Genomic DNA, 24,544 nt, shown 5'->3' with positions numbered 1-24,544 from the left:
TTGAGGGGTAGTGCTATGGTTTTACGTTCATTGATGGTGTCTGCTGTATGGTCAGTAATGGCATTGCCGAGCTTGGCTTTGGCTGCGCCCATGCCAAATTCGATTGTGGTACAGGATAAGGCGGTTGTCCCTGTATTGAAAACTGAAGTGATCCGCCGGATAGCAGGTCAAGAACCAGTGCGTCAGGTAACTGCAACAGTTCTAGAGATGACAAATCAGGGCAAAGATATTGTGGCGCGTGAAATTGAGCTCCAAGACCATCAAGCACAATTTTCAGAAAAACAGCTGTCTATTCCTGTCTTGCAGAAAGGCGGCGTCATTGTGCCGACATCCAAAATTCAAGTGGATAAAACGCTGAAGCAGGATGGTCAGGTCATTTCTCAAAGCAAGCAGATTAATGCAGAGGGTGTTGAGTTTAAAAAAGGCCAAGAGCCAATTAAGCGCACATTAAAATTAGATCAGGCGCAGTCACCGAATAGTGGCGCCAAACTATCCCATGCTGTACTGACTGAAAACGGTGAGGTCAGTAAAGATGTGACGGTGTTAAGCGATGCGGAATAAATCGTTACAAATTACTGCAATTGCAGCCTGAGATTTAACACTTATTCGGATGTGTTTTCATAATATAAAACTATGCTGAACATGTAGGCAGAAAAAAGGAATATGGATATGAAAACATTCGTAGGTATTTCAGGTGCGGTGATGCTGTCGATGATGTTGCTGACCGGCTGTGAAAGTATGTCTCCAAATGAACAGCGTATTGGCGCAGCAGCTTTAGGCGGCGCCATTGGCGGCGGGGCAGGCAGTCATGTTGGCGGTACAGCAGGAGCAGCTATTGGCGGCGGTGCTGGCGCAGCGGTCGGCAGTAAAACGCAGCATGGCTCAAACAAGAATGCAACTTATAGCGGTGTTGGCGGCGCAATTGGTTCCGCTGTGGGCAAAAGTGTTTTTGGCGGTGACGCAGGCGCAGCCATTGGCGGCGCAATCGGCGGCGGCGCTGGTGCTGCAATTGAACAAAAACGCTAAATCTTAAGCAATTAAAAACGCTTGATCATTCAGGCGTTTTTATTTTTTAGCGGTTGATTTTTTACGGCGGATATACAGTGTTTTTTGCACTTCTGCGATGCGCAGCCCTGCTTCATCAAAAATATTCAATGAATAATTCCGAATGACGGGCGCGTAGTTTTCTGCCAGCATTTTAATATGCTCGATTTCCTGAAAATCTAGGCGAATATCAGCATACACAGTACCATGGCCAGGCGATAAGAACTGAATGGCTGCCGCTTTATCCCAGACAATATATTTATTGCCCAGATGATGCATGAGCAGCAGCATATAAAAGGGATCGACCATGGCATATAGGCTGCCGCCAAAATGCACACCTACGACATTGCGGTTTTTAGTCGTGAGCGGCATTTTGACTTGGATATGATAGTTTTTGAGATCAATTTTATTAGTTACAATGCCTGCACCTTTAAAGGGCGCATAATGGTTCAGCAAGAATTTCGAGACAATTGGGATTGTCATTATTTTTTGCTTTAGGCTCATATGGGTCAATTTCTTTTTATCCTCAGATCACCATACTAGAACAGAATATACACGCTGACATTGATCAGATTGCCAGCAGATTTTCAGAAAACGCCAATAATAAAGGGCCAGAATATGGAAGCACGTACACAGTGGGTGAATACCTCAGATCAGCAGCGTTTGTATGTCAAAGCATGGGGCGATGAGCAGAAGCCCGCTTTAGTCTTGGTCCATGGCTATCCCGATAATCAAGAAGTTTGGGAACTGATTATTGAACAGCTGATCCATGATTATTTTATTATCACCTATGATGTGCGCGGTGCAGGCCAGTCCAGCATTCCTCAGCGCATTAAAGACTATCGCTTAGAGCAGCTATCGCAAGATTTGGAGAGTGTGGTGAATGCGGTGTTGCCTGATCGCGCTTTTCATTTAGCAGCGCATGACTGGGGCTCAATTCAGTCGTGGGAGTCTGTGACTGAAGCAAAATTCCGCGGCCGCCTGCTGTCGTACAGCACCATTTCAGGCCCATGTTTAGATCATGCTGCTTTACTGCTGCGTGAGCAGTTTAAAAATAACAAGGGAAACGTGCTGAAACTGCTCAGCAAATCTTGGTATATCGGAGTCTTTCAATTGCCATTTCTGGCGCCGGCTGCATGGCATTTTTTTAATCCTGAGCGCTGGGGAAAAATCGTTAATGAGCTGGAGCGTGAACAGCAGCTGCCGCTGAATCATAATATTCAGAACGACGGCAAATACGGTATCAGCTTATACCGTGCCAATTTTATTCCACGGTTAAGCCAGCCCAGACAGCGCTATGCGGTTTGTCCAGTACAAGCAATTGTTTTAAAGCATGATAATTTTGTTAGCCCAGACTATATTGCGGCTTTGCCGCAATGGGTGGAAGATTTATCGATCATTGAAGTTGAAGCCAACCATTGGGCGGTGTTAAGCCAGCCCGAAAAAATCGCGCATTCTATTGCTGAATTTGTCAAGAGCCACCAGCCTGCTTAATCTGCTGGAAGCTGGGCTCAGCGCTTGCGTTTTTAGTGGCGGATGAAAGCTGATCAAATTACAGTTTATGAATATTTAATCTGCTAAAATGTCGGCTTTTCATCTTCTTAAAATTATTCATGAATGCCGTAGTAATCGCGATTGCGGTGATGTTTATTCTCTCCATCGCACGAGTTTCTGTTGTCTTGACTTTGGTCATTTCAGCAATTGTAGGCGGTTTGGTCGCTGGACTAAGCCTGTCAGATACTATCACTGCTTTTAATTCAGGTTTAGGTGACGGTGCCGAAGTTGCACTGGCTTATGCCGTACTGGGCGCTTTTGCCCTCGCATTGTCAAAATCGGGCTTGCCTGATCTTTTGGCGCATAAGCTGATTGGCCTGTTAGGTGCAGAAGTTTCACATGCCCGCGCCAAAAAAGTGAAATACCTGATGCTGAGTATTTTACTGGTTGCAGCGATCTGCTCACAAAACTTAATCCCTGTGCATATCGCATTTATTCCAGTTCTGGTGCCGCCTTTGCTGAAGGTGATGAACCATCTGAATTTAGACCGTCGCGCAGCTGCCTGTGTGTTGACACTTGGTCTGGTAGGTACGTATATCTTCCTGCCGGTCGGTTTTGGCGCAATTTTCCTTGAGCAGATTCTCATGGGGAACATCAACAAAATTGGCGCAGCCTACGGTATGCACGTTGAGCGCTGGATGATGCCGATGGGTATGGCAATCCCTGTGATTGGCATGGTGATTGGTACGTTGGTTGCTGTATTTGTCAGTTATCGCAAACCGCGCGTATATGTTGACCGTGCCGTGGCAAAAGTAACTGCAATTGATTTGGATAAGCCGATCCGTGCTGGCGAAGTACAGCTTTTGGATGATGCTGAAGAGTTAAAGCATGAAGCAGAAAAAGCGCCTGTGATTGCGAAAAAAACCATGCTGATGGCATTGCTGGCAATCGTTTTGACTTTAGTTGCGCAGCTGTATTCTGGTTCGATGATTTTGGGCGGTTTAGTTGGTTTTGCGGTATTGTCAGGCGCCGGCATTTTTAAATGGCAAGAAGCGGATGATGTCTTTGTACAAGGCATGCGCATGATGGCGCTAGTCGGCTTTATCATGATTTCTGCTGCAGGTTTTGCTTCAGTCATGACCCAAACGGGCGACATTAACCATTTAGTGAATGGTGTTGTACATTTGATTGGTGACAACCATGCGCTGGCAGCATTTCTCATGCTGTTTATCGGTTTATTTGTGACGATTGGTATTGGTTCTTCTTTTTCAAGTGTGCCAGTGTTGGCAGTTATTTATGTACCGCTTTGCGTACAGTTCGGTTTCAGCCCGCTGGCAACAGTTGCTTTAATTGGTACAGCTGCAGCTTTAGGTGACGCGGGTTCGCCAGCATCAGACTCGACATTAGGCCCAACAGCGGGCTTGGGAGTCGATGGTCAGCATGACCATATTTGGGATACGGTAATCCCAACTTTTATCCACTTTAATATTCCACTTTTAATTTTTGGCTGGGTTGCAGCAATGGTTCTGTAATCTTGCAAATACAGGAAAAGGCGATTTTATATCGCCTTTTTTTATTATTAATTCAGACTAAAAATGTTGGAATAAAATAGTGAAAAATTTATTTAATTCTGAGTAGAAAGGTTGGTTAATAAAATGAATTATATATTATTTAATTGAAATTTTTTAAACCAACCTTTGAGCTTGGTTTAAAATAAAAAACATTATAAAACATATAATTATAAAATAAATAAAATTATTTAAAATAATAGTGTTGCAGAGTATTTAAATATTTGGTTAGTATTTAATTATTCATTCTAGTAGGTTGTTTAAAATGTTGAAACAAGCTGTTCTAATTGCATTATTGGGGATGTCTGCTTCTGCAATGGCAGGTCAATGGCAAGTAAAAGTGGGTGGTTCGGTAATTTCACCTACAGGCGATTATGCACTTGCACCAGGCGCAGTTGTTAAGGCGGATGATGAATTGGCTTTCACGCCTTCAGTTGAATACTTTTTTAATGATAGCGTGTCTACTGAGTTGCTTTTAGCTACGCCAATTGGCCATGATGTTTTGCTGAATGGTGAAAAAGCTGCAAAAATTAAGCATTTGCCGCCAACAATTACAGCTAAATATCACTTTAAAAACTCAACTCGCTTTACGCCGTATATTGGTGTCGGCGGTACAGCATTTATTGCATGGGATGAGTCTGGTGTAGCGAAAGACGTGAAAGAAGATTTTGGTGTTGCGGGTCAAATCGGTTTTAACTTCCAGCCTGCAGATGCGAAAAATTGGGGCGTTTTCTTTGATGCGCGTTATGCGCAATTAAGCCCAGAAGTCACTTTAACGGATGCTGCTGGCGGCGGTAAATTCGATTTAGACATCGATCCGATGGTTTATACATTGGGCTATAGCTACAAGTTCTAATAAAAATAATAATAAATCAGCGCTTAAACCTCATTTTCGGATGAGGTTTTTTTTATTTGCACTGAACAAAATGATAACGATTGCAGATGCATATGCACTTGAGGCAGAAGCTGATACAACGTACTGTACAGTGATTAATTCTAAAAAAATTTCATTAAAACTTTAACCCGCAAAGGATGGCTGGTATGAATATTCAGCAAATTTTGACCGCAGTTCTGCTTTGCAGCGCAAGTTATTGCGCCAATGCCGCTTCTTATGATTGCCAGAAGGCGAAAACTGTTACTGAACATGCAGTGTGTGATCATCGGGCGCTCAATGATGCAGATGTCAAAATGGCGACAACCTACAGCATTATTAAGCGGCTTGTGCCTATGGGAACGCGCGGAGTCATTCAGGATGAACAGGTCAAATGGCTCAGCATGCGTGACCAATGCAGGGATAACGTCAATTGCCTGAGAGATGTTTATAAAATGCGTCAGCAAAAGCTGGATTTGTATATGGATCGTATTTATCGCCAAGGGCCATTTTAAAACTGCAATTTTTCATGAAGTTGGGATTGAAAATTTATCAAGTTGCTCCATTCATATAGCAGTAGAAAAATTGACTGTTCATATGTGAGGATTAACTGATGAGCGAACAAAACGCAAAAAAACACAGCTTTCAGGCAGAAGTAGCGCAGCTGCTGCACTTGGTCACCCATTCTTTATATTCTAATCCTGAAATTTTCCTGCGCGAATTGATTTCGAATGCTTCGGATGCCTGTGATAAATTGCGCTTTGAAGGCATTAATCATGCTGAATATTATGAAAACGATCCGGAGCTGCATGTTCGAATTCTTTTTGATCAAGAACAAAAAACACTGACCATTTCGGACAATGGCATTGGCTTGAACGAGCAGGAAGCCATTGATAATTTAGGCACGATTGCCAAGTCAGGCACCAAAGATTTTATGTCTAAATTGACTGGAGATCAGAAGTCGGATGCGCAGCTGATTGGCCAGTTTGGTGTGGGCTTTTACTCGGGCTTTATTGTTGCGGACAAAATCACGGTGGACTCGCGCCGCGCAGGCGCTGATGCCGCTGAAGGAGTGCGCTGGATTAGCGGCGGTACAGGCGACTTTGAAGTGGAGCAAATCAATAAGCCTACGCGCGGCACCGATATTATTTTGCATTTACGCGATGATGCTTTGGATTATTTGGACTCCTACAAAGTTAAGCAGATCGTAAATAAATATTCTGATCACATCAGCTTGCCAATCGAAATGCAAAAACAAGTCTGGCAGGAAGAAGAGGCTGCAGAAGGTGAAGCATCGCAAGGCGGCCAATATGTGAAGACGGATGAGTGGGAGGTGATTAACTCTGCCAGCGCGCTGTGGACCCGTAACAAAAATGATCTGAGTGAAGAGCAGTATATCGAGTTTTATAAAAATACCACGCATGACTATGATGCGCCTTTGGCATGGGCACATAACCGTGTAGAGGGCAGTACTGAATATACGCAGCTTTTGTATATTCCGAGCAAAGCGCCTGGCAACATCTTTACCCGTGAAGCGAAAGCCGGCATTAAGCTGTATGTAAAGCGCGTCTATATTATGGATGATGCGGATAACCTGATTCCAAATTATCTGCGCTTTGTTCAGGGTGTGGTCGATAGCGCAGATTTGCCGCTGAATGTCAGCCGTGAACTGCTGCAGGAAAGCCGTGATGTGAAAACCATTCGCGAGGGTAATGCGCGCCGTGTCTTGAATTTGCTGGATGGCTTAGCAAAGTCTGAAAATGAGCAGGATCAAGACAAATTCAAAACCTTCTATGCTGAATTCGGTTCAGTATTGAAAGAAGGCTTAGGCGAAGACATGGGCAACCGTGAGCGCATTTTGAAGCTGCTGCGCTTTGCCAGCTCAGTCAATGATGAGGTTGTCACTTCGCTGGCGGATTATAAAGCGCGCATGAAAGAGGGCCAAAAAGCCATTTACTATGTGACGGCGGATAGCTTAATGGCTGCTAAAAACTCACCGCAGCTCGAACTGTTTAAGAAAAAAGGCATTGAAGTTTTATTGATGTCTGAGCGTGTTGATGAGTGGGCGATGGAATTCGTCAACGAATTTGATGGCTTGCCGATGCAAAATGTTGCCAAAGGCGCAGTAGATTTAGGCGATTTGCAGGACGCTGAAGAGAAAAAAGCGCTGGAAGCGGCTGCAGAGCAATTTAAGCCAGTCGTTGATAAGCTTTCTGATGCTCTCAAAGGCAAAACCAAAGAGGTGCGTGTAACAACGCGTTTGGTGGATTCGCCTGCATGTTTGGTGACGGGAGATGGTGAGCTTTCACCGCAATTGATCCGTATGCTCAAACAAGCGGGACAGCCTGTGCCGGAAATCAAACCGATCCTGGAAATTAACCCAGAGCATCCTTTAGTGAAAAAATTGGATGGTGCTGTGCAGTTTGATGATTTGGCCAATGTGATATTTGATCAGGCTTTGATTGCAGAAGGCGGGCTGCCGGAAGATCCTGCTGCTTATCTCAAACGGATTAATAGCTTGCTGCTGAAATAACATGCTGTTTAACTAAAAAAAGCCCCTTTCTAGGGGCTTTTTTTAAAGAAAGTTGGCTAGAACAAGGCTTCTAAACGGACTAATGCACCGATGAAATGGCTGCGGTCATCACGGTGATTATTTAAATAATTGAGATCGCCCTGAATATAGAACCATTCCCTTAAAAATGGCTGGCGCCATGAAATATAGGGGCCCCAGCTGTTGAGTCTTAGGTTGCCATCATTGTAATAGCCGCCTGTATAGACGCCGTAGTTAAAGCGGTTGCCATAAAAAAACTGATGCTGGCGGAAGGTGAAATTGTCCCAAGTCAGGTCATCATCCTGTGAATCAGCATAGGTTAGGCTGAACTGATCAGACAAAAAGGCTTGGTTGGGACGCGCATGTACAAGTTCCAAATTGGTCCGCAAATAATTCTCGCTGTCTATGCCATAGCGGTAGATTTGCTCTGCATGAAACTTGAAATCATTTTCAAGCTGCCAATCTTTTTGCGCTTTGAAACGGGCGTAGATGTCATCTCCGGAGCGGATACCCAGGTCAAAATCTGTATCAAAGGGCAATCGTTTGGAAAAATTGGACCAGCGCAGCGCTAATGAGCTGTTGTCTTCACGGGCACGTTCCTTATCAAAGTTTTTATCGGAGGTGCTTGGGGTGTTTTCATTGGTAATGGCATTGTTGTTCTGCAGCTCATTATCTAAAGAGTCGTCACCGAATACGAGACTGACTTTGCGTTCGAGCGTCGGCAGTTTAATTTTGCCGCGTATGCGCGGTTTAAATTCATAATCATCGTGTTTATTCCAGCTGCTGTCTAAAATAACGCGTAAAGTCGCAGATGCTGGCTGATTGGGATCGGGATCACCAAACCAATTATCAATTTTATTGGCTGTTCTATCTGCCCAGTTGCGGATGGATTTTTGCTGGCGGTCGGTCCAAGTGCTGTCTTCAGTTTCTGCAGTTACTGGAACGCTGGGCGCATTGGACTGGTCAGGTAGAAATGTCGGCACGGCATCAACCATGCGCGGAATGAAGAACAGCAGGCCGTGATCATCCTGCGTTGCTGGGCTAACTGCTGAAGCGCCATCTGCTGCGGGCTGCACACTATCGTTGGCTAAGGCCAAAGAGCAGTTCATTGCGAGAGCAGCAGAGATCAAAACAAATTTAGCCGTGCAGTTTTTATTTTTTGTCATCTTCTAAAGCTCTTATATATCTTTTATTTAGCTTTAGTTTTGTTTGATCTTCACATAAAAGCAATGCACTGCTGCAATAATAATACCATTTAAATGCAGCGGCTTTGGCTAGATGGGCTGCTGCTCCTGAATGGCTTTATGCAGCTCAAGCACATTGATAGGCTGTGAAAGGACGGAAATGGCAGATTGAATCATTTTCCAGTTTAGCCCATGCCTGCGGTGCAAAATCAGGTAGGGATAAGCCGTCTCATTATCAGCCAGCGCTAGGCGCTTATGGCCATGAATCACGCGGATTTTTTGGCGTTCTTCCAGCAGCAGGATAGGTGTGCTGAAATCTGCATCCTGTTCATCAAATTGAATAAATTTTTGAGTATTAATGGCTTCCGATGGAATATAGCTATGGTATTGCTCCATTTTCCAGACAAACTTGGCCTGTTCGACACAGCATTTGAACAGCGTATCAATGCTTTGATAAGCCGTGCCCAGCGCATGCAGGCTGACTTCCTGCACAGAAGCCAACTGACGTTCAGAGTGCTGGCAGAATAGGCCGCAGAGCTCTACTGCCTGTATTGGATTGAATGCGCCAAGCAGAATCAGGTGTTTTTCAAAGCGGCCCTGCAGATTCAGCTGCTCTGCAATATAGACCGGCTGGGTATGCCATGTTTCCATTTTTTCGCCATACAGTACAATATCATGCAGCTGAGAAATTGTTGGCGCATCTGGAAAGTGCGCAGCATAGAGCTGCTGATTTGAACTGGCATTCAAAGGCAGTTTATACAGCTGTGCCGGCGTCAGATGATCAAATATTTGCAATTCAGCATCTGGATTGAGCGCTGCGGTATCTAAAGCATTTGAATCTGTAATTGTATTTTTTTCAATTTGGGATGTTTCAGAACTTGGCGTCAATGTTTCTAATGCTGTTTCAGGCACATCATGCGGCTCGTTTGCAGAAGATGGCACATGATTTGAAAGTTCAGCTGAAGGGATAGGCTCAAGTAAAACAGACTGTGATTCAAGTTCTGCGTCGGTATACAAGCAATCATAATACTGCTGCATTTCCAGCATCCATGCATAATTGTCTTCAAAAGTTCCCCATTCGCTGATGAGCGCAGTGCGGTTGGGGGTAGGAATGAGCCATGTTTGCCAGCCCTTGCTGCGGTCGTGCAAAAAAGCCCAGCCAGAATGAGGCAAGGTATAGAGCTGCGCTTCTAATTCGTATTCATCCTGAAAATAGCCACGGAAACTGAGTGAAAAAGGCGTGTCTGAAGCAAAAAACTGCGCGGCAGTTTTGGGTTCCATTAAGGCTCTATAGGACAGAATCTGCTTTTGAAAAATAGGTTCATCGCACAGCGCAAAAATATCTTTAATGCGCTGTTTGGCTCTCGCAATTTCATAAAACGAAAGCGTTCGATGCTCTAAATCTAAAGTGAGCTGATGCAGCTCTTTAATGAGAAGCGCTTTTTCTAACGCATTCATTGATGTGATTCCCCTAGATAAATTTTTGTGCTTTTTCTAAATGTTTTGCTAACACAATATTTACCGCCATTTCTATTAATTTGTATTCTGCGGAATTTTCTTGTTGATGTTTTTTTGCCATTTCAACCAATTCATCAATATTGATGGATTGCGGTGAAATTTTACCTTGTATAAGCGCCTGAAGATTTTGCATAGGAAGACCTATGTAATTGACAAAAAAAGTAATGTTGTTTCGATTATATAGGGGATTGCTGAGTAAGTGCATGAAAAAAATGGTCACATTTTGACGAATGGTTGACTAAAATGACTTAAAAAGTGCATTTAAGCTAAAAAATAACCCGATTTTTCGCGCATAGAAGGGAGGGAGAATTGCGCAGCCAAACGGCATGTATCGATATAAAGGCCTGGAAAAAGGCGCCAAATGCTATACAGGCTGCATGTTAAGATAAATTGAAAAATAAATCAAAAAAATGGCAGTTCAGAAAAATTGAACTGCCATTTTATGTACGAAGAAAAAGAGTTTAAGCCGCTTTTTCTGATTGCGCTTTATCTTGTGCTGCAGCTTCTGAAGTTGGCGCAGATGAATTAGTGTTGGCCATTTGCTCCGCCGCAGCTTTTTTTACTGGAAAGTCGAGCGTGTAGACAATTTGGGCTGAGGCAGTTGCAGAAATAGCAAAAAGTGAAACAGCAATTGCAGATTTAAACAGATTCATAATGCTTTTCCAGAGGGTATTAAACCCATAAAGTGCGGGAGATGGATAGATAAAAGTTCTATCGAGAATGAATAAAATAATAGCAAACAGGCTATTTTATAAAATGATCGTTTCGGCAAGAATATCGTTTTTTTAGTATTTTTACATATGTAAAACAATAATTTAGAGTAATTATTCTAGCATTTCAATGTGCTTGTATAGGATTTTCTCTCTCTGGTGTGATGTTTTAAGAAATACTGAAATGAGGCTGTTTTTGATAAGCAGGACTCTGCATCTTGAATGTTGGTTAAAATAAAAAGCGTTGGCTGTATTGCAGAAAATTACACAATCCTTAAGCGCTCAACGCCAAGCACAGTGCTTAAAATATAATTTTTAACGCAATTTCCTGAACTTTTTTTTGAGAAAGTGAAGCTTTTCATCATTTCAAACTGAAAAGAAGCAGTCATTTTTATCTATAAATTTGACGCAGGCTTGGTTTCTTGCTGCAGATCTTGAATTGCATCGCTGTTAATTTAGGGAAAAAATTATTCATTTATTAAAAAGTATAATATTAAGATAATCTTAACTGTTCTCTTGTGTAAGTTTTTGCTGTGCATGTTTTAATATCACTATTATTGTCTGTTTTTTATACTAATATAGATGCTCAAAAACAAAAAACTGAGGAAGCATATCCATGGCAATTGCAAAAATTGTAGAAGTAAATTCGAGCAGCAGTAAAAGTTTTGAGGATGCAATTCAGACAGGTATTGCTAAAGTGACTGAAACTGTTAAAAATGTTCAAGGCGCGTGGATCAATGAACAAAAAGTCATTGTGAAAGACAATAAAATTTCAGAATACCGGGTCAATTTAAAAATCAGTTTTCTGGTGGACTAAGGCAGAATCATTAAAATTTCACATAAAAAAATCCCCAGTTTGGGGATTTTTTTTGCACGTGAAATTTATTTTTCTGGTGTTTCGCAACTTTCATCTTTGCATACAGGGGTTGGCGCAAGCTCAGGAAGTTCAGCTGCTTTATCCATCACCTGTTTGAACACATCTTTAGGCTGAGCGCCTGCCAATGCAATACGCTGTTCAAAAACAAAGAAGGGTACACCTGTCACTTTGAGTTGATCACGTGCCACTTCTTCATCATATTTAACAAAATCGGCAAATTCATCTGAGTCAAGCAGGTCATCCACTTCAACTGGGTTTAAGCCAATACGGGATGCAACGTCTTCTAAAGTCTCACGCTCACCAATCGGCAAACCTTGCGTCATATAGCTATAGAAGAAAGCTTCTTCGGCTTCACTGCCTAAGCCTTTGCTTTGTGCAAGGTGAATTAAGCGGTGTGCGTTCAATGTATTGCCTGAATTGGCTTTTTGCCAATTAAATTCAATGCCTTCAGCTTTTGCCATTTCTGCAATATTGCGCTGCATTTCTTCAACTTCGTCAATGCTGCGCCCATATTTTTGAGCTAAGCGTTCAGTGTTGGAAATTTCTAAGCGGGCAGGTGCATCTGCATCAAGTTGATAGCTGTGCCAAAATACCTCAAGTTCTACACCTGATTCTTCTGCTGCAGCTTCAAGGCGTTTTTTCGCAATATAACAAAATGGGCAAACCACGTCTGACCAGATATCTACACGCATGGGAAATCTCTTTTCTATCTTCTGCAAAGTTTATGGGGGCAAATCCTAAAATTTAAAGCCAAGCAATGCAATCCATTTTTTGTCTACAACTCTGCAAGTTGAAATTTTTAATGACGTTTAAAACAGTGAAAGATGATCCGTCAGGCCTTCAATCTGTAATCAAGAATTTACCTAAACACATCGTCTTAACTTCTTCAACGCGTATAAAAATAATCGATCTCGGTATACCCGTTTTAGAAAAATATCAATCTCAAGATTATTTCATGGATGTGGCAGAGCATACCGTTCAAAAGTGCAATCACATCATCTGAAGTCAGGTTTGAGATCAGGTCGGCTCATCAACACCGTTTTTGTTTTAGAATTTATTTTGATCAATTTGGATGAGCCGTGTTTTTCACATTTGATCAACCCGATTTAAAAATAATGGTCATAAAAAAACGCTCCGAAGAGCGTTTTGATTTTACTGTCAATTAAGCAGATTTCGCTTCTTTTTGTTCAGCTAGCATGTGGCCAGTTTCTTCGAAGTTGATGTGCCAAGACAGTGCTTCACGAAGAACGTGCGGCGTTTGACCGCCTTTTTCGCATGCACGGTCAAAGTAATCGTTCAATGCATCACGGTACATAGGGTGAGCACAGTTGTCGATGACAGCGCGGGCGCGTTCGCGTGGCGCTAAACCGCGCAGGTCAGCTAAGCCCTGTTCTGTTACAAGGATATCGACGTCATGCTCTGCGTGGTCAATATGCGATGCAAATGGCACAACAGAAGAAATGTCGCCGCCTTTCGCAATTGATTTAGTCACGAAGATTGCAAGGTGAGCATTACGCGCGAAGTCACCTGAACCGCCAATACCGTTCATCATTTTTGTACCGCAAACGTGAGTTGAGTTTACGTTGCCGTAAATGTCGAACTCAAGCGCAGTATTGATGCCGATAATGCCTAAGCGGCGAACCAATTCAGGGTGGTTCGAAATTTCTTGCGGACGAAGAACCAATTTGTCTTTGTACTGTTCAAGGTTGTTAAATACTTTTTCGCCGTATTTAGCAGAAAGCGTAATTGAAGAACCTGAAGCAAATTTCATTTTGCCTGCATCAATCAATTCAAATGTGCAGTCTTGAAGCACTTCTGAGTACATTACAAGATCTTCAAAGTTTGATTCTTTCAAGCCAGTCAATACAGCGTTTGCAATTGAACCGATACCTGCTTGCAGCGGGCCAAGGTCTTTTGGCAGGCGGCCTTCTTCAACTTCTTTTTCAAAGAAAGCGATCAGATGGTTAGCAATGCCTTGAGTCTCGTCATCAGGTTCAGTCACTGTAGATGGAGAATCGTGGTATTCGCTGTTGAAAACGATGCCGACAATTTTAGACGGATCGATATTGATTGCGCTTGTGCCAATGCGCTCATCCACTTGAGTCAATGGAATTGGCTGGCGAGTCGGGCGGTAAGACGGGATGTAGATATCGTGCAGGCCTTCAAAAGCAGGGCTTAAGTTGGTGTTGATTTCTACAATCACTTCTTTTGCAAAAATAGCAAAGCTTGCAGAGTTGCCGACAGAAGTAGTCGGGATGATGCCGCCGTCTTCTGTAATTGCAACAGCTTCAATCACTGCAACGTCTGGCTTTTTCAGCTGCAGGTTGCGCATTTGTTCAACAGTTTCAGATAAGTGCTGATCGATGAACATCACTTCGCCTTTGTTGATGGCTTTACGCAAAGTGTTGTCTACTTGGAAAGGCAGACGGCGTGCAAGAACGCCAGCTTCAGTCAATTGCTTGTCGAGGTCATTACCTAAAGACGCACCCGTGATCAACGTGATTTTCAATGGGTTTTCTTTCGCTTGTTTCACTAATGCAAGAGGAACCGCTTTGGCCTCGCCTGCGCGCGTGAATCCGCTCATACCTACCGTCATGCCATCTTTGATAAATGCAGCAGCTTGTTCAGCGCTGATGACTTTATCGTGAAGTGATGCTAAACGAATGCGATCTAAAGACATGTTTTACTCTCTGGGAAATCTCAAAACTGATACGGATTGTACCGATCAAAAAGCCATTTTGCATACCTGTTAGGCTAAGGTCTAATTTTTTGCAAAAATGCGGGTATAAGATATTTTTATGGTTTTTAAGATATTGTTTTAAAAAACAAAAACTAAGGCTGTTTAATCCTTGAACGAAACTGTTTGTCTAAAAAGTGAACACTTGCTAAAAGCGTTCACTGAAAGTTTGCTTGATTTTTCCCAATGGGCTGCTGTTTAAAACTTCGTCAATTTCATTTTTTGCGAGAGGGAGGGAAATGATGGCTTCTAAGCCGCCTTGCGGGCGGTTATGAATTAACAGTTCACCTTCATGAATATCGACAATCCGTTTCACAATAGCGAGGCCTAAGCCGCTGCCTTGCACAGTGCGGGCATCATTGCCGCGCACAAACGGCTGCATCAGATCTGCAATCTGATCATTAGGAATACCTTCACCATGGTCTGCCACGCTGATCATCAGTTTTTCTGCTTCGACATGCGCGGAAAGTTCAATCGGCTCTGCGCCATACCGTTTGGAGTTATTGATGAGGTTGCCAATCAAACGCTTGAGAGACAGGCTGCGGGCTTGAATAATCGGCAGTTCCTGCGCTTCAAAACGGATGTCTAATGGCTTGAATTGAATAATCAATTCCTGAAGCAGCATATTGATGTCCGTATCTTGCGGCACTTCATCAGAGCCGTCACGCATGAAGGAAATAAATTGATCTAGGATGGCATCCATATCTTCTACATCGTAAATGAGGCCTTCTTTCAGAAAATCATCATCCGGCATCATTTCCGCACTGAGCCGGATGCGGGTCAACGGGGTGCGCAAATCATGCGAAATACCTGCCAGCATAATGCGGCGGTCTCGTTCAGTTTGATCCAGCGTGTAAATCATATGATTGAAGGCTTGGTTCACTTCACGGATTTCCTGCGGCCCGTGATTGGTTTCCAAATAGGGGGCCGTGCCAGTTTTGCTGTAGCTGTTGGCGGCATGCTGCAAGCGCGCTAGGGGGCGGTTCAGCTGGCGCACCAGCGTTAAAATAATGATTGCGGCAATAAGGGGAACGCCCAGCAGCCATCCAAAAATAAGTTCAGCACTGTAGTTGGCATAGGTTTTTAACGGTTCACGCACCCAGTTGCCGTTCATTTCTGGAGTTTGAATCCAAATGCGCGGGTCGGGCTTAAATTGGAAATAGACGGTAGCATTGTCAATGCGCATTTCATTGGCCAGTTTTTTTTCAATTTGATTGGTAAAAAATTCTGCAATGACTTTGTCTTTGACGTTGGGAAATTCTTTCGGATTGGTAATGTATTCAATACCTACACGGTTTTTCATCCAGGTATCGACATCGACTTCAGCATTGTTGTGGAAAATGCGCAGGTCAGGATTGTTAATGATCTCCAGCTCGACAGCCAAATAGCGCGCATGCTGCTGGATTTCAGGCAAATAGAGTGTGCGCCAAAAAAACCACAGCGACATAAACAGGCTGAAAAACACAATAAAAAGCACCAAAACCGTGGTGCGCATAGCGGCGGAACGAGGTTTGATTTTGTCGAGAAAGCGTTCCCAAGGTGTGCGTTTTTTTTCTTGGTAAGCTTCGTAGTCTGTAAATTCTTGCGGGTTGGTGGGTTCAAGTTTCACGCAGAAATCCTTTAAAAAGCAAATTTTCTGAAAATGCAGTTTTTTATTCTTTGTGATGGAATCTTACTGCTTGAACATTCATTGGGAGGAGTTCGTTATGTTACTTTTTAAAAAATGAGTAACACTGTTACGCAAGTAACTTTTGCCATTCGCTGAGCTACTTGCACTTTTATTTATAAATTCAAAAGCAAGTAGCTCCAACAGCAGCGAATGGTGTGTCCGGACATTAGATGAAGTGAATGAACTTCAATGTACCATTTAGTTGTGGCTTACTCCGCACCATCTGGAACAAAGACATAGCCTACGCCCCATACAGTTTGAATGTAGCGTGCGCGCGCAGGGTTTTCTTCCACTAGGCGGCGCAGGCGAGACACCTGAACATCGATTGAACGCTCCATGGCGCCCCATTCACGGCCGCGGGCTAAATTCATCAGCTTGTCGCGGGTTAAAGGTTCACGCGGGTGCTGCACCAGCGCCTTCAATACGGCAAATTCGCCTGTGGTTAAGGTAACTACTTGGCCTTCACGGGTCAGGGTGCGGGTAGATAAGTCCAATGACCATGGGCCAAAAGACACCACTTCCATTTGCTGGCTAGGCGCTCCAGGCACTTCACGGACTTGGCGGCGCAGTACTGCACGAATACGTGCCAGCAACTCATTTGGGTTAAATGGTTTTGGCAGATAATCATCTGCGCCGGCTTCAAGGCCCGCAATTCGGTCTGAGTCGCTTCCGCGGGCAGTCAGCATGATAATCGGCGTATCGATGTTGGATTGGCGCAAGCGGCGGCAAATACTTAAGCCGTCTTCGACTGGCAGCATAAAATCCAGCACGATCAGCGAGAACAGTTCACGCTGCAGCAGGCGGTCCATTTGAGTCGCATCATGCGCTGTTTTGACCACAAAGCCTTTATCTTCTAGAAAACGCTGCAAGAGCGTACGCAGACGCACATCATCATCCACCACAAGAATGCGTTCTACACGGTCGGTGTCGGTGTGTACGGCATCAGTCTTTTCAGCAGGTACCACTAAACTCATGATGTGCTCCTTATTCTTTATTGTCGTCGTAACAAAAGTTAATACACTTGAGTATACGATTCATTTGTATCTGTTGACTATGCTCTAAAGCAACAAATATTGCAGATAAAATCAAGACATAGATACCAAATGTATACAGGGTTTGGCGTGTATTTTGCGTGTGTTTGCAGCGCTAAATTCATGTTTCCGTAAAACTTTAAGGCAAAAATGTGAATTTGCAGTGAATTGGCAATAAAAACCGCCTGTAAATTTATAAAAACAATTGTGGATTTTATGGTCTTGGTCTTTATAATCATGGCTTTTAGAACTTATCCTTGTGGGATCACATACGATGACTGACTTAGTTCAGCAGTTGGCAAAAGAAATTGCCGTACGTCCAAATCAAGTTGAAGCTGCCATTAAATTAATTGATGAAGGTGCCAGCGTTCCATTTATTGCGCGTTACCGTAAAGAAGTAACTCAAGGCTTAGACGATACGCAGTTGCGCCAGCTTGACACGCGCTTGTCATACTTACGTGATTTATATGAGCGCCGTGAAAAAGTCATTGAGTCACTGAAAGAACAAGATAAATTATCAGACGATCTGCTGGCGCGCGTGAACGGTGCGGAAACAAAAAATGCATTAGAAGAAATCTACGCGCCTTACCGTCCAAAACGCACCAGCAAATCATTTAAAGCAAAAGAAGCCGGTCTTGGCGCAATTGCAGAAAAAATCTTTGCGGAAGCAGTCGATCCAACAGAAGCTTTAGCGGGCTTTAGCCATGAAGACTATCCAGATGCAGAAAGCCAGCTGGATGCTATTCAGCACATCTTAATTGATGGCTGGGCGCAAAATATCGCGCTGACAGCGGATTTAAAATCAGCATTTGCTAAAACTGCTGTGCTGAAAAGCTTAGTAGCGTCAGATGAGAAAAAAGAAGTCGGCAAAAAATTCCGTGATTACTTCGATTTTTCTGAAAATCTGAACAAAGTGCCTTCACACCGCCTATTGGCGATGCTGCGCGGCCGTCAAGAAAACGTATTAGGTTTAAAAGTGGATGGTGAAGATACAGCACCAATTACACGTATTGAAACTGAATATGATCTGGAAACGGTTCAGCCGCAAGCACGTCAAGATTTCTTAAAGCAAACAGCAAAATTGTTCTGGCTCGGCAAAGTTCGCCCAAGCATTGAACATTCGTTGCTGACTGAAAAACGTTTGGCTGCTGAAACTGAAGCAATGAATGTATTTGCGGAAAACTTACGTCATTTATTGCTTTCTGCACCAGCGGGCGCACGCACCACTTTAGGTATGGATCCAGGGATTCGTACGGGTGTGAAATTGGCAGTGGTAAACGCATCAGGTGATGTGCTGGCTCACAGCACGATTTACCCATTTGCACCTAAAGATGATAAAGCAGGTTCAATTGCTGAGTTGAATCGTCTTTGCCGTGAATTCAATGTTGATTTAATTGCAGTGGGTAATGGCACTGCCAGCCGTGAAACTGAAGCGCTTGTGGCTGAAATGATGGCTGCAAATACGGATTTGAATTTAACACGTGTGTCTGTTTCTGAAGCAGGGGCATCGGTGTACTCAGCATCTGAATTGGCATCTCAAGAGTTGCCTGAGCTTGACGTTTCAATTCGTGGTGCAGTATCGATTGCACGCCGTTTACAAGACCCACTTGCGGAACTTGTGAAGATTGATCCGAAATCGATTGGTGTGGGTCAATATCAGCACGATGTGAACCAGACGGGCTTGGCACAGACACTTGAAGCTGTGGTTGAAGACTGTGTGAACTCAGTCGGAGTTGATGTAAATACAGCATCAGCAGCTATTTTGGGCTACATTGCAGGCTTGAATAAATCAATCGCGCAGCAAATTGTCGATTTCCGTAAAGAAAATGGCCGTTTTGACAACCGTCAAGCGTTGAAAAATGTGCCGCGTTTGGGCGAACGTACTTTTGAACAGGCAGCAGGCTTCCTGCGCATTCAAGACGGTTCTGAGCCATTGGATGCTTCTGCAGTGCATCCTGAATCGTATGGTTTGGTCAATAAAATTGTTGAAGCGAAAGCAACAACAGTCAAAGACATTATTGGCAACAGCGAAATTATCCGCCAAGTGGATGCATCAGCTTTTGCTGATGAAAAATTTGGTTTGCCAACCATTCAGGACGTATTATCTGAGCTGGAAAAACCAGGCCGTGACCCGCGTCCAGAATTCCGCACAGCGAAGTTCCGTGAAGACATTACAGACGTATCTCAATTGACTGAAGGCATGCAGCTGGAAGGCGTGATTACCAATGTCACTAATTTCGGCGCATTTGTCGACGTAGGTGTACATCAGGATGGCTTAGTGCATATTTCTGAGTTGGCCAATGAGTTTGTGTCTGATCCGCATAAAGTGGTGAAACCGGGTCAAATTGTGCAAGTACGTGTACTGACTGTGGATGCTGAACGCAACCGTGTGAATTTGTCGATGCGTCCTGAAGGTTCAGAAGCGCCAGCTAAAGCGCCGCGTCAGCCGCGCCGTGAGCACAGCAATGAGCAGCGCGGTGAACGCAAGCCTCACGGAAAACGTCCGCAACAAGCGCGTGGTGAGCGTCCTCAGAGTGAGCGTCCACAAGGTAAAAAACCGCAGTCTGCTAAACCGCAAGAGCAAAAAATTGGCGGTTTAGGTGCGTTATTATTGCAAGCAGGGATTAAAGGTTCGAAGTAATCTTTAAGTTCTAATAAAAAACCTCCCGATTGGGAGGTTTTTTATTGTCTAGGTTTATGAATGAATCATTGGCACAATCCAGCTGACTAAAATCAGCATAATGCCCAAATGACCCAATTTTCGGGTCACATAAACCAGCTTATTCGGAGGCTGTTCCAGCTGTTTCGCATAATCTTCCAAACTCATGCCTTGCTGCTTTTTACTGCTGAATAAGAACGTGGATAAATCGATGCAGATTAAAATGGTGCCGACATCTGCGACAACTTCCATTAAGTCATAATGCGGTGTACTAAGCGTCATACCCAGCTGATAGCAAAGGAACAGCGCAAAAGCGACGCAGGCAAACTGCAAAATCAGGAGAAAAATCCGCATAAGTATCTTAAATATTCAAAAGTGGTTCGATTATACAAGCCAATTGCGCCTGCTGCATTAATCCTTACATAGGCTGCATAAATTGCGGAAAATTCTGCTTTTGCACCATCTCCAAAAATTCATCACCCAAACGCTGGCTTTCATCGACGGACTGCTTCCACATTTTAATGCGCTGCTGTGTATCTAATCCTTTCAAAATAAAGTCTTTACGGTCTGGTAAACGGCCTAAAGGCAAAGTATTTAAATAGTCCTGAGAGGGCGAAATCAATAGCGTGCGCGCTTGATTTTCAGGATTGGCTGTTCGTGATTTAAACATTTTGTCAAACCATCCAGGAATAATGCTGTCGCTAAAATGGGGGTATAAAACAATTCCTTGGCTTTCAAAGGGTAAGTCAATGTGATAGTCGATTAAGCCGCCGTCACGGTAGGCGCCTTGCGGTGCATTTGAAATATTTTTGACGGCAGGCGTGACGCCCGGAATCGAGCCTGAAGCCATCAGCCAATCCGCCACATTATCTTGATTAAAATTCAGATAATGGGTTTTAAAGGCATCTTCTTGAACTTTAAATTGCGGGAAATGTTCGGGCTGGCAAATCACCCGCTGCATAAACTTATTCAAATGATTGCGGGACAGCGCATTGCTGCCGATTATGCCTAATAGCGAACTGTATAATGCTAAGCGCTGATCGCTTTGGAAGAGGTGCTCCGCTTTCGCCGCGATGATCGTTAAGTGATAATCAGGGTGTTCAACTAATTTTTGTGATTGATTGCCCAAAATGCCAGAGAGCATATCTCTGGAAATTTTTTCAATCTCGGCAATTTTCATTTTTTGATGAAAAGGCAGATTAATGTAAAGGTCTGCCAATTGTGCAGGGCCAATATTTTCACCTTGCGCGACAATGCCTGCAAAGCGCCATGCGCCAACAGAAGAACCAATTAAGAAGCGGCGCTGCTTGGCTTGAGGCAGAAATTTACCGAATATTGCCAAATCCAATCCTGTCAGCCCAATGCCTTTTGGACCGCCGGCCGCGCCCGGGATCATATCGACTTGGCTGGCCTGTAAACCTTCTTTTGAAATCAGCTGCTGAGCGATGGCGCCAGCGCGGAGGCTAAGGGTGGGAGGCCGCTTTTGCAGAATTTGGATCATGTTTCTTCGCCGCTATACACTTGTGCATAAATTTTAAAAGAGAACGTCAGGACAGCAATGGCGAGATGACTCAGTCCGTGACTGCTGAGTCATTTGAATGTATTTTTAACTGCCGCTAAAAGTTATGGAAAGTCACTCCTATTGAGGCTAATCCATAGCGCTTGTCTAGCCGTGATGCTGTCACGCCGTTGTAGATAAAAGGGATAGTCCCGACAAAATTATTTTGATAAATTTCACCTTGTAAAAATCCACGGACTTGAGGATGAAAGTCGTAGCTGAATTTAAGACCAAGGCTATGGTTGTCTTCAATCGCGGCGTTGCCAAAACTGCTGATGCGGTCATCAATATCATTGCGCCATAAGTGCTGATATTGATAGGCAAGCTGACTTTCAAACTGTTTATAACGCCAGTTCCAAGACCCGCCAATGCTTGCAAAATAGGCGTCATAGTTCAGATCTTTTTGCATATCGATGCCGTACTCGCTGGCATTGCCTGTGACTGTTAACTCTGTCAGCAACAGATTGCCAGAAGTGCAAGGCTTACTCAATTGACCATCAAACTGATTATTTGAATGGATGGAAATATCCATTAAGCAGCCGTTGGCAGTCGCTTGAATCTTGAGCTGATCAACTTTGACTTGACTATAGCCTACGCTGGCGAAGGCATTGAGTATATTCATATGATCTAACTGGCGTGAAAAAACAGCATCAAACTGAAGTTGCCAATCTTGGGGTTTATTGACCGTTACTTGTTCTAGGCGGCGTTTATTTACGAGTGTTGCTGTGGATTTTCGCAGCTCATCTGCACGATTGCCCCAAATGCTTAAGCGGAAAAACAGCGCATCTTTAGCGTCTAAGTTTAAATCGGGAAAATAGCGCACGCCCAGCAAAGGGCTATGAATAGCATTGGTGTCCTGAGTGTAGTCAATCTCACGGTACCAATAAGCGCCTTGCAGCGTCCATTGTGGTGCGAACTGGTATGCTGCGCTGATATGCCCGCCCAAGTAGTCACCCGCACCAGAAGATACGCCTTCTTTTGCGCGGAGATCGAATACATCAATGGTCTCGTTTACCGCATCAATTCCAATGGAAATGCTGGCAGGGGGGGAGTTTGAAAATGATTTGGCTTGCAAGAAAAGATCTTCGGGAGCGGCATAAATTGAACTGGCGCTGCAGATGCCAATTCCCAAAATAAGAGCACGGTGGTTCATAAATAAATATCACTGCTTCAATGAATTGACATGAAAAAAGCCAGTGCGGGCACTGGCTTTGTTTATGAATGTATTAATTCAATTTGAAATAGCCGGTCAGCGCATTACCTTTAAAACTGCTGCCGCCAATACTCACGGTTGCTGTATCTAGTCCAAAAGATGGTGCAAGCGTATAGGTTGTAGGTGACACATAGCTGGTGATTTGAACTAGATCACCTACTGATAGCGCGTTTTCGTATTGGCTATAGAAGGTTTCAAAAGCAGGATTGCTTTGAATTAAATCCAGCAAAGAAATTTCACCTGCAGATTGGATGTCAATATCACTTGTTGTTGTGAACGATGAGCTTTGTACGCCGCTCAGCGTGGTTGCAAATTTAATCACTGTTCCTGCAGGAATTGTTGCATCCAGAATTTCGCCAGTATCACCAAAATGAACTTGAATGTTGTTGACGAGAACGTCAAAAGTTTCTTGTTTTGAACCGCGAGAACCCGTCACTTTAAATGCTACTTTAAATGTATCTCTTAGATCTGATTTGCCATTTATTAATTTAAAACGCAGAGATAAAGCCTGATCAATATTGCTGAGTTCAAGGCCTAATGGTGCAGTGCTTGAGGAGCTTTGCACTTCTGCAACGCTGTAGCCTGCAAGATTAAAAGTGTCATATAGCGGGGCTTTTAAATTATTGCTAATTTCTTCAAGTGCAGCCGGTGAATTTGATAAAGCTTCTTGCAGGTGTGCTGCACTGCCGCCATTCGCCACAAGGGCAGTAATTGCCGTTGATACATTTTCAATGCTTGACGTGACTTGAGAAGCCAAAGATGAATCGATGGCCACGTTAGGATCATTAATTGTCGCAGCGGCAGTTGTAACAGCATTATTCACAATATTAGCAAGCGCAGCGGTATCGATTTGGGCAGATGTGCTGCTGAAAAGCGGCTGTGTGCTGGCATGGCTGATCAATGCATTAAATGCAATGGCTGTTGCTTGTTCTTGTGTCAGTGCATTTGAACCGTCGTCTTTGCTGATTGCTTGCAGATTGTCTTCAATTTGTGTGATCAGCTGCTGTAAGACAAAGATGACGGCCATGTCATGCGCAGTTCCGCTTTGAATTGGATCATACTGTGACAGGTCACCAGAAATATTCAGGCCAAGATTCGCCAGTACTGTGCTTAAGCCTGCTGAATTGCCTGATTTTTCAAAGTAATATTGCAAAGATGTCAATGGAGTGACTGCTACGCTGCCGCTGCTGAGGTTTTGCAAATCAGTTTTCTTCAGCTTTAATGTGCCTGTAAATGGCAAGTTGGTGACAATGTCTGTACCGCCAGTAATGGTCATTGCTGAACTGGTGCAGTTGGCCGTGGTTTGGAAATTAAATTTTCCGGCAGTGTCCGTTTTGAAGCTGATAACATTGCCTGAAGAATCTTTACAGTCATCCAATTGAACATCTGCATTGGCCAAATAAAAGTCAACCGCTGCGCCAGAAACAGTTTTAGGCGCAAAAGGTGTAGTAGTCGAAGAGCCAGAATTACCGCCTCCTCCTCCGCATGCTGTAAGTAATGCAACAATTGAAGTGACCAGCAGTGTTTGTTTTGCAGTTGTATTGAATAACATTAATTTCCCCAGGAAAAATAATAGCGATTTTTTATCTCTTATAGCAAATTAAATATTTAAAAAGAATTAAGCTTTATTTTTCATTTAATATTTTTGATTTATTTTAAAATAATTAGTTTAAATAATAAACATCTTGTACCAGAAGGTAAAAAAATATCAATATCTGGAATAATGTGTATGTTTTTTATGAAATTTTAATATATTTTAATAATTATTGAAAAGTATTTTAATTATTATTTCTAATAAAATTATTAATATCCCTTAAAATAGGGATATTAATTTTTAATGTAATGTGATTTTAGTGTTAA

Annotated in this window: 22 protein-coding genes; 9 read left to right on the top strand and 13 right to left on the bottom strand. The window is 43.4% G+C overall.

What is annotated here, in order from left to right; translation table 11 throughout:
• Nucleotides 1-15 precede the first annotated feature (15 nt).
• The gene (locus tag B9T34_RS17120; protein WP_086214345.1) at nt 16-561 is read left to right on the top strand and encodes a hypothetical protein; all 546 of its coding nucleotides are present in this window, start codon (nt 16-18) and stop codon (nt 559-561) included.
• A 108-nt stretch (nt 562-669) separates the two neighbouring features.
• Nucleotides 670-1,026 carry a DNA transfer protein p32 gene (locus B9T34_RS17115; protein WP_086214344.1) on the top strand — a complete coding sequence of 119 codons (357 nt, stop codon included), beginning with the start codon at nt 670-672 and terminating at the stop codon, nt 1,024-1,026.
• Between the two features lie 39 nt (nt 1,027-1,065).
• Here the strand turns inward: B9T34_RS17115 and B9T34_RS17110 are convergent, their stop codons facing one another.
• Nucleotides 1,066-1,548 (bottom strand): DUF4442 domain-containing protein, encoded by a 483-nt coding sequence (locus tag B9T34_RS17110; RefSeq protein WP_086214343.1) that lies wholly within the window; start codon nt 1,546-1,548, stop codon nt 1,066-1,068.
• Nucleotides 1,549-1,662: 114 nt separating this feature from the next.
• Between B9T34_RS17110 and B9T34_RS17105 the strand changes: the two genes are divergently transcribed.
• From B9T34_RS17105 to htpG, 5 genes are all read left to right on the top strand, one after another.
• Nucleotides 1,663-2,538, top strand: a complete 876-nt coding sequence (locus B9T34_RS17105; RefSeq protein ID WP_086214342.1) for an alpha/beta fold hydrolase — start codon at nt 1,663-1,665, stop codon at nt 2,536-2,538.
• A 119-nt stretch (nt 2,539-2,657) separates the two neighbouring features.
• A complete protein-coding gene (locus tag B9T34_RS17100) occupies nt 2,658-4,070 on the top strand; it encodes a Na+/H+ antiporter family protein (RefSeq protein ID WP_086214341.1) in 1,413 nt (470 codons plus the stop codon).
• A 301-nt stretch (nt 4,071-4,371) separates the two neighbouring features.
• Nucleotides 4,372-4,962 (top strand): OmpW/AlkL family protein, encoded by a 591-nt coding sequence (locus B9T34_RS17095; protein WP_086214340.1) that lies wholly within the window; start codon nt 4,372-4,374, stop codon nt 4,960-4,962.
• Nucleotides 4,963-5,147: 185 nt separating this feature from the next.
• Entirely contained in the window at nt 5,148-5,492 is a 345-nt protein-coding gene (locus B9T34_RS17090; protein ID WP_086214339.1) for a lysozyme inhibitor LprI family protein, read from the top strand.
• Nucleotides 5,493-5,590: 98 nt separating this feature from the next.
• Nucleotides 5,591-7,510: a molecular chaperone HtpG gene (gene htpG / locus B9T34_RS17085; protein ID WP_086214338.1), complete on the top strand. Its 1,920-nt coding sequence runs from the start codon at nt 5,591-5,593 to the stop codon at nt 7,508-7,510.
• 56 nt (nt 7,511-7,566) lie between these two features.
• On the opposite strand, the gene B9T34_RS17080 is transcribed toward htpG, so the two are convergent.
• The 4 genes from B9T34_RS17080 to B9T34_RS17065 all read right to left on the bottom strand — a co-directional run bounded on the left by B9T34_RS17080 (nt 7,567) and on the right by B9T34_RS17065 (nt 10,883).
• The gene (locus B9T34_RS17080; RefSeq protein ID WP_086214337.1) at nt 7,567-8,694 is read right to left on the bottom strand and encodes a hypothetical protein; all 1,128 of its coding nucleotides are present in this window, start codon (nt 8,692-8,694) and stop codon (nt 7,567-7,569) included.
• Between the two features lie 108 nt (nt 8,695-8,802).
• A complete protein-coding gene (locus B9T34_RS17075; protein ID WP_086214336.1) occupies nt 8,803-10,170 on the bottom strand; it encodes a hypothetical protein in 1,368 nt (455 codons plus the stop codon).
• A gap of 13 nt (nt 10,171-10,183) precedes the next feature.
• On the bottom strand, nt 10,184-10,363 hold the full coding sequence (locus B9T34_RS17070; RefSeq protein ID WP_086214335.1) for a hypothetical protein: 180 nt from the start codon (nt 10,361-10,363) through the stop codon (nt 10,184-10,186).
• 328 nt (nt 10,364-10,691) lie between these two features.
• A complete protein-coding gene (locus B9T34_RS17065; RefSeq protein ID WP_086214334.1) occupies nt 10,692-10,883 on the bottom strand; it encodes a hypothetical protein in 192 nt (63 codons plus the stop codon).
• A 673-nt stretch (nt 10,884-11,556) separates the two neighbouring features.
• Here B9T34_RS17065 and B9T34_RS17060 point away from each other — a divergent pair.
• Nucleotides 11,557-11,757: a dodecin family protein gene (locus B9T34_RS17060; RefSeq protein WP_086214333.1), complete on the top strand. Its 201-nt coding sequence runs from the start codon at nt 11,557-11,559 to the stop codon at nt 11,755-11,757.
• A 65-nt stretch (nt 11,758-11,822) separates the two neighbouring features.
• Here B9T34_RS17060 and B9T34_RS17055 read toward each other — a convergent pair whose 3' ends face one another.
• From B9T34_RS17055 to ompR, 4 genes are all read right to left on the bottom strand, one after another.
• Nucleotides 11,823-12,509: a DsbA family oxidoreductase gene (locus B9T34_RS17055; RefSeq protein ID WP_086214332.1), complete on the bottom strand. Its 687-nt coding sequence runs from the start codon at nt 12,507-12,509 to the stop codon at nt 11,823-11,825.
• A gap of 470 nt (nt 12,510-12,979) precedes the next feature.
• Nucleotides 12,980-14,497 (bottom strand): acetyl-CoA hydrolase/transferase family protein, encoded by a 1,518-nt coding sequence (locus B9T34_RS17045; protein WP_086214330.1) that lies wholly within the window; start codon nt 14,495-14,497, stop codon nt 12,980-12,982.
• A gap of 205 nt (nt 14,498-14,702) precedes the next feature.
• On the bottom strand, nt 14,703-16,163 hold the full coding sequence (locus tag B9T34_RS17040; protein ID WP_086214329.1) for an ATP-binding protein: 1,461 nt from the start codon (nt 16,161-16,163) through the stop codon (nt 14,703-14,705).
• A gap of 269 nt (nt 16,164-16,432) precedes the next feature.
• Nucleotides 16,433-17,197 carry a two-component system response regulator OmpR gene (gene ompR, locus B9T34_RS17035; protein WP_086214328.1) on the bottom strand — a complete coding sequence of 255 codons (765 nt, stop codon included), beginning with the start codon at nt 17,195-17,197 and terminating at the stop codon, nt 16,433-16,435.
• 331 nt (nt 17,198-17,528) lie between these two features.
• Here ompR and B9T34_RS17030 point away from each other — a divergent pair, with 331 nt between their 5' ends.
• A complete protein-coding gene (locus B9T34_RS17030) occupies nt 17,529-19,895 on the top strand; it encodes a Tex family protein (protein WP_086214327.1) in 2,367 nt (788 codons plus the stop codon).
• A 54-nt stretch (nt 19,896-19,949) separates the two neighbouring features.
• Here the strand turns inward: B9T34_RS17030 and B9T34_RS17025 are convergent, their stop codons facing one another.
• From B9T34_RS17025 to B9T34_RS17010, 4 genes are all read right to left on the bottom strand, one after another.
• Entirely contained in the window at nt 19,950-20,267 is a 318-nt protein-coding gene (locus B9T34_RS17025; protein ID WP_086214326.1) for a hypothetical protein, read from the bottom strand.
• A 64-nt stretch (nt 20,268-20,331) separates the two neighbouring features.
• On the bottom strand, nt 20,332-21,414 hold the full coding sequence (locus B9T34_RS17020) for a hypothetical protein (protein WP_086214325.1): 1,083 nt from the start codon (nt 21,412-21,414) through the stop codon (nt 20,332-20,334).
• A 115-nt stretch (nt 21,415-21,529) separates the two neighbouring features.
• Nucleotides 21,530-22,624 (bottom strand): hypothetical protein, encoded by a 1,095-nt coding sequence (locus B9T34_RS17015; RefSeq protein WP_086214324.1) that lies wholly within the window; start codon nt 22,622-22,624, stop codon nt 21,530-21,532.
• A 73-nt stretch (nt 22,625-22,697) separates the two neighbouring features.
• Nucleotides 22,698-24,236: a hypothetical protein gene (locus B9T34_RS17010; RefSeq protein WP_086214323.1), complete on the bottom strand. Its 1,539-nt coding sequence runs from the start codon at nt 24,234-24,236 to the stop codon at nt 22,698-22,700.
• Nucleotides 24,237-24,544 lie beyond the last annotated feature (308 nt).

Source organism: Acinetobacter sp. ANC 3813 (genome assembly GCF_002135435.1).
GTDB lineage: Bacteria > Pseudomonadota > Gammaproteobacteria > Pseudomonadales > Moraxellaceae > Acinetobacter.
Note: the sequence above shows the minus strand (reverse complement) of the source record. Positions and strands in the feature narration are given on the sequence as shown.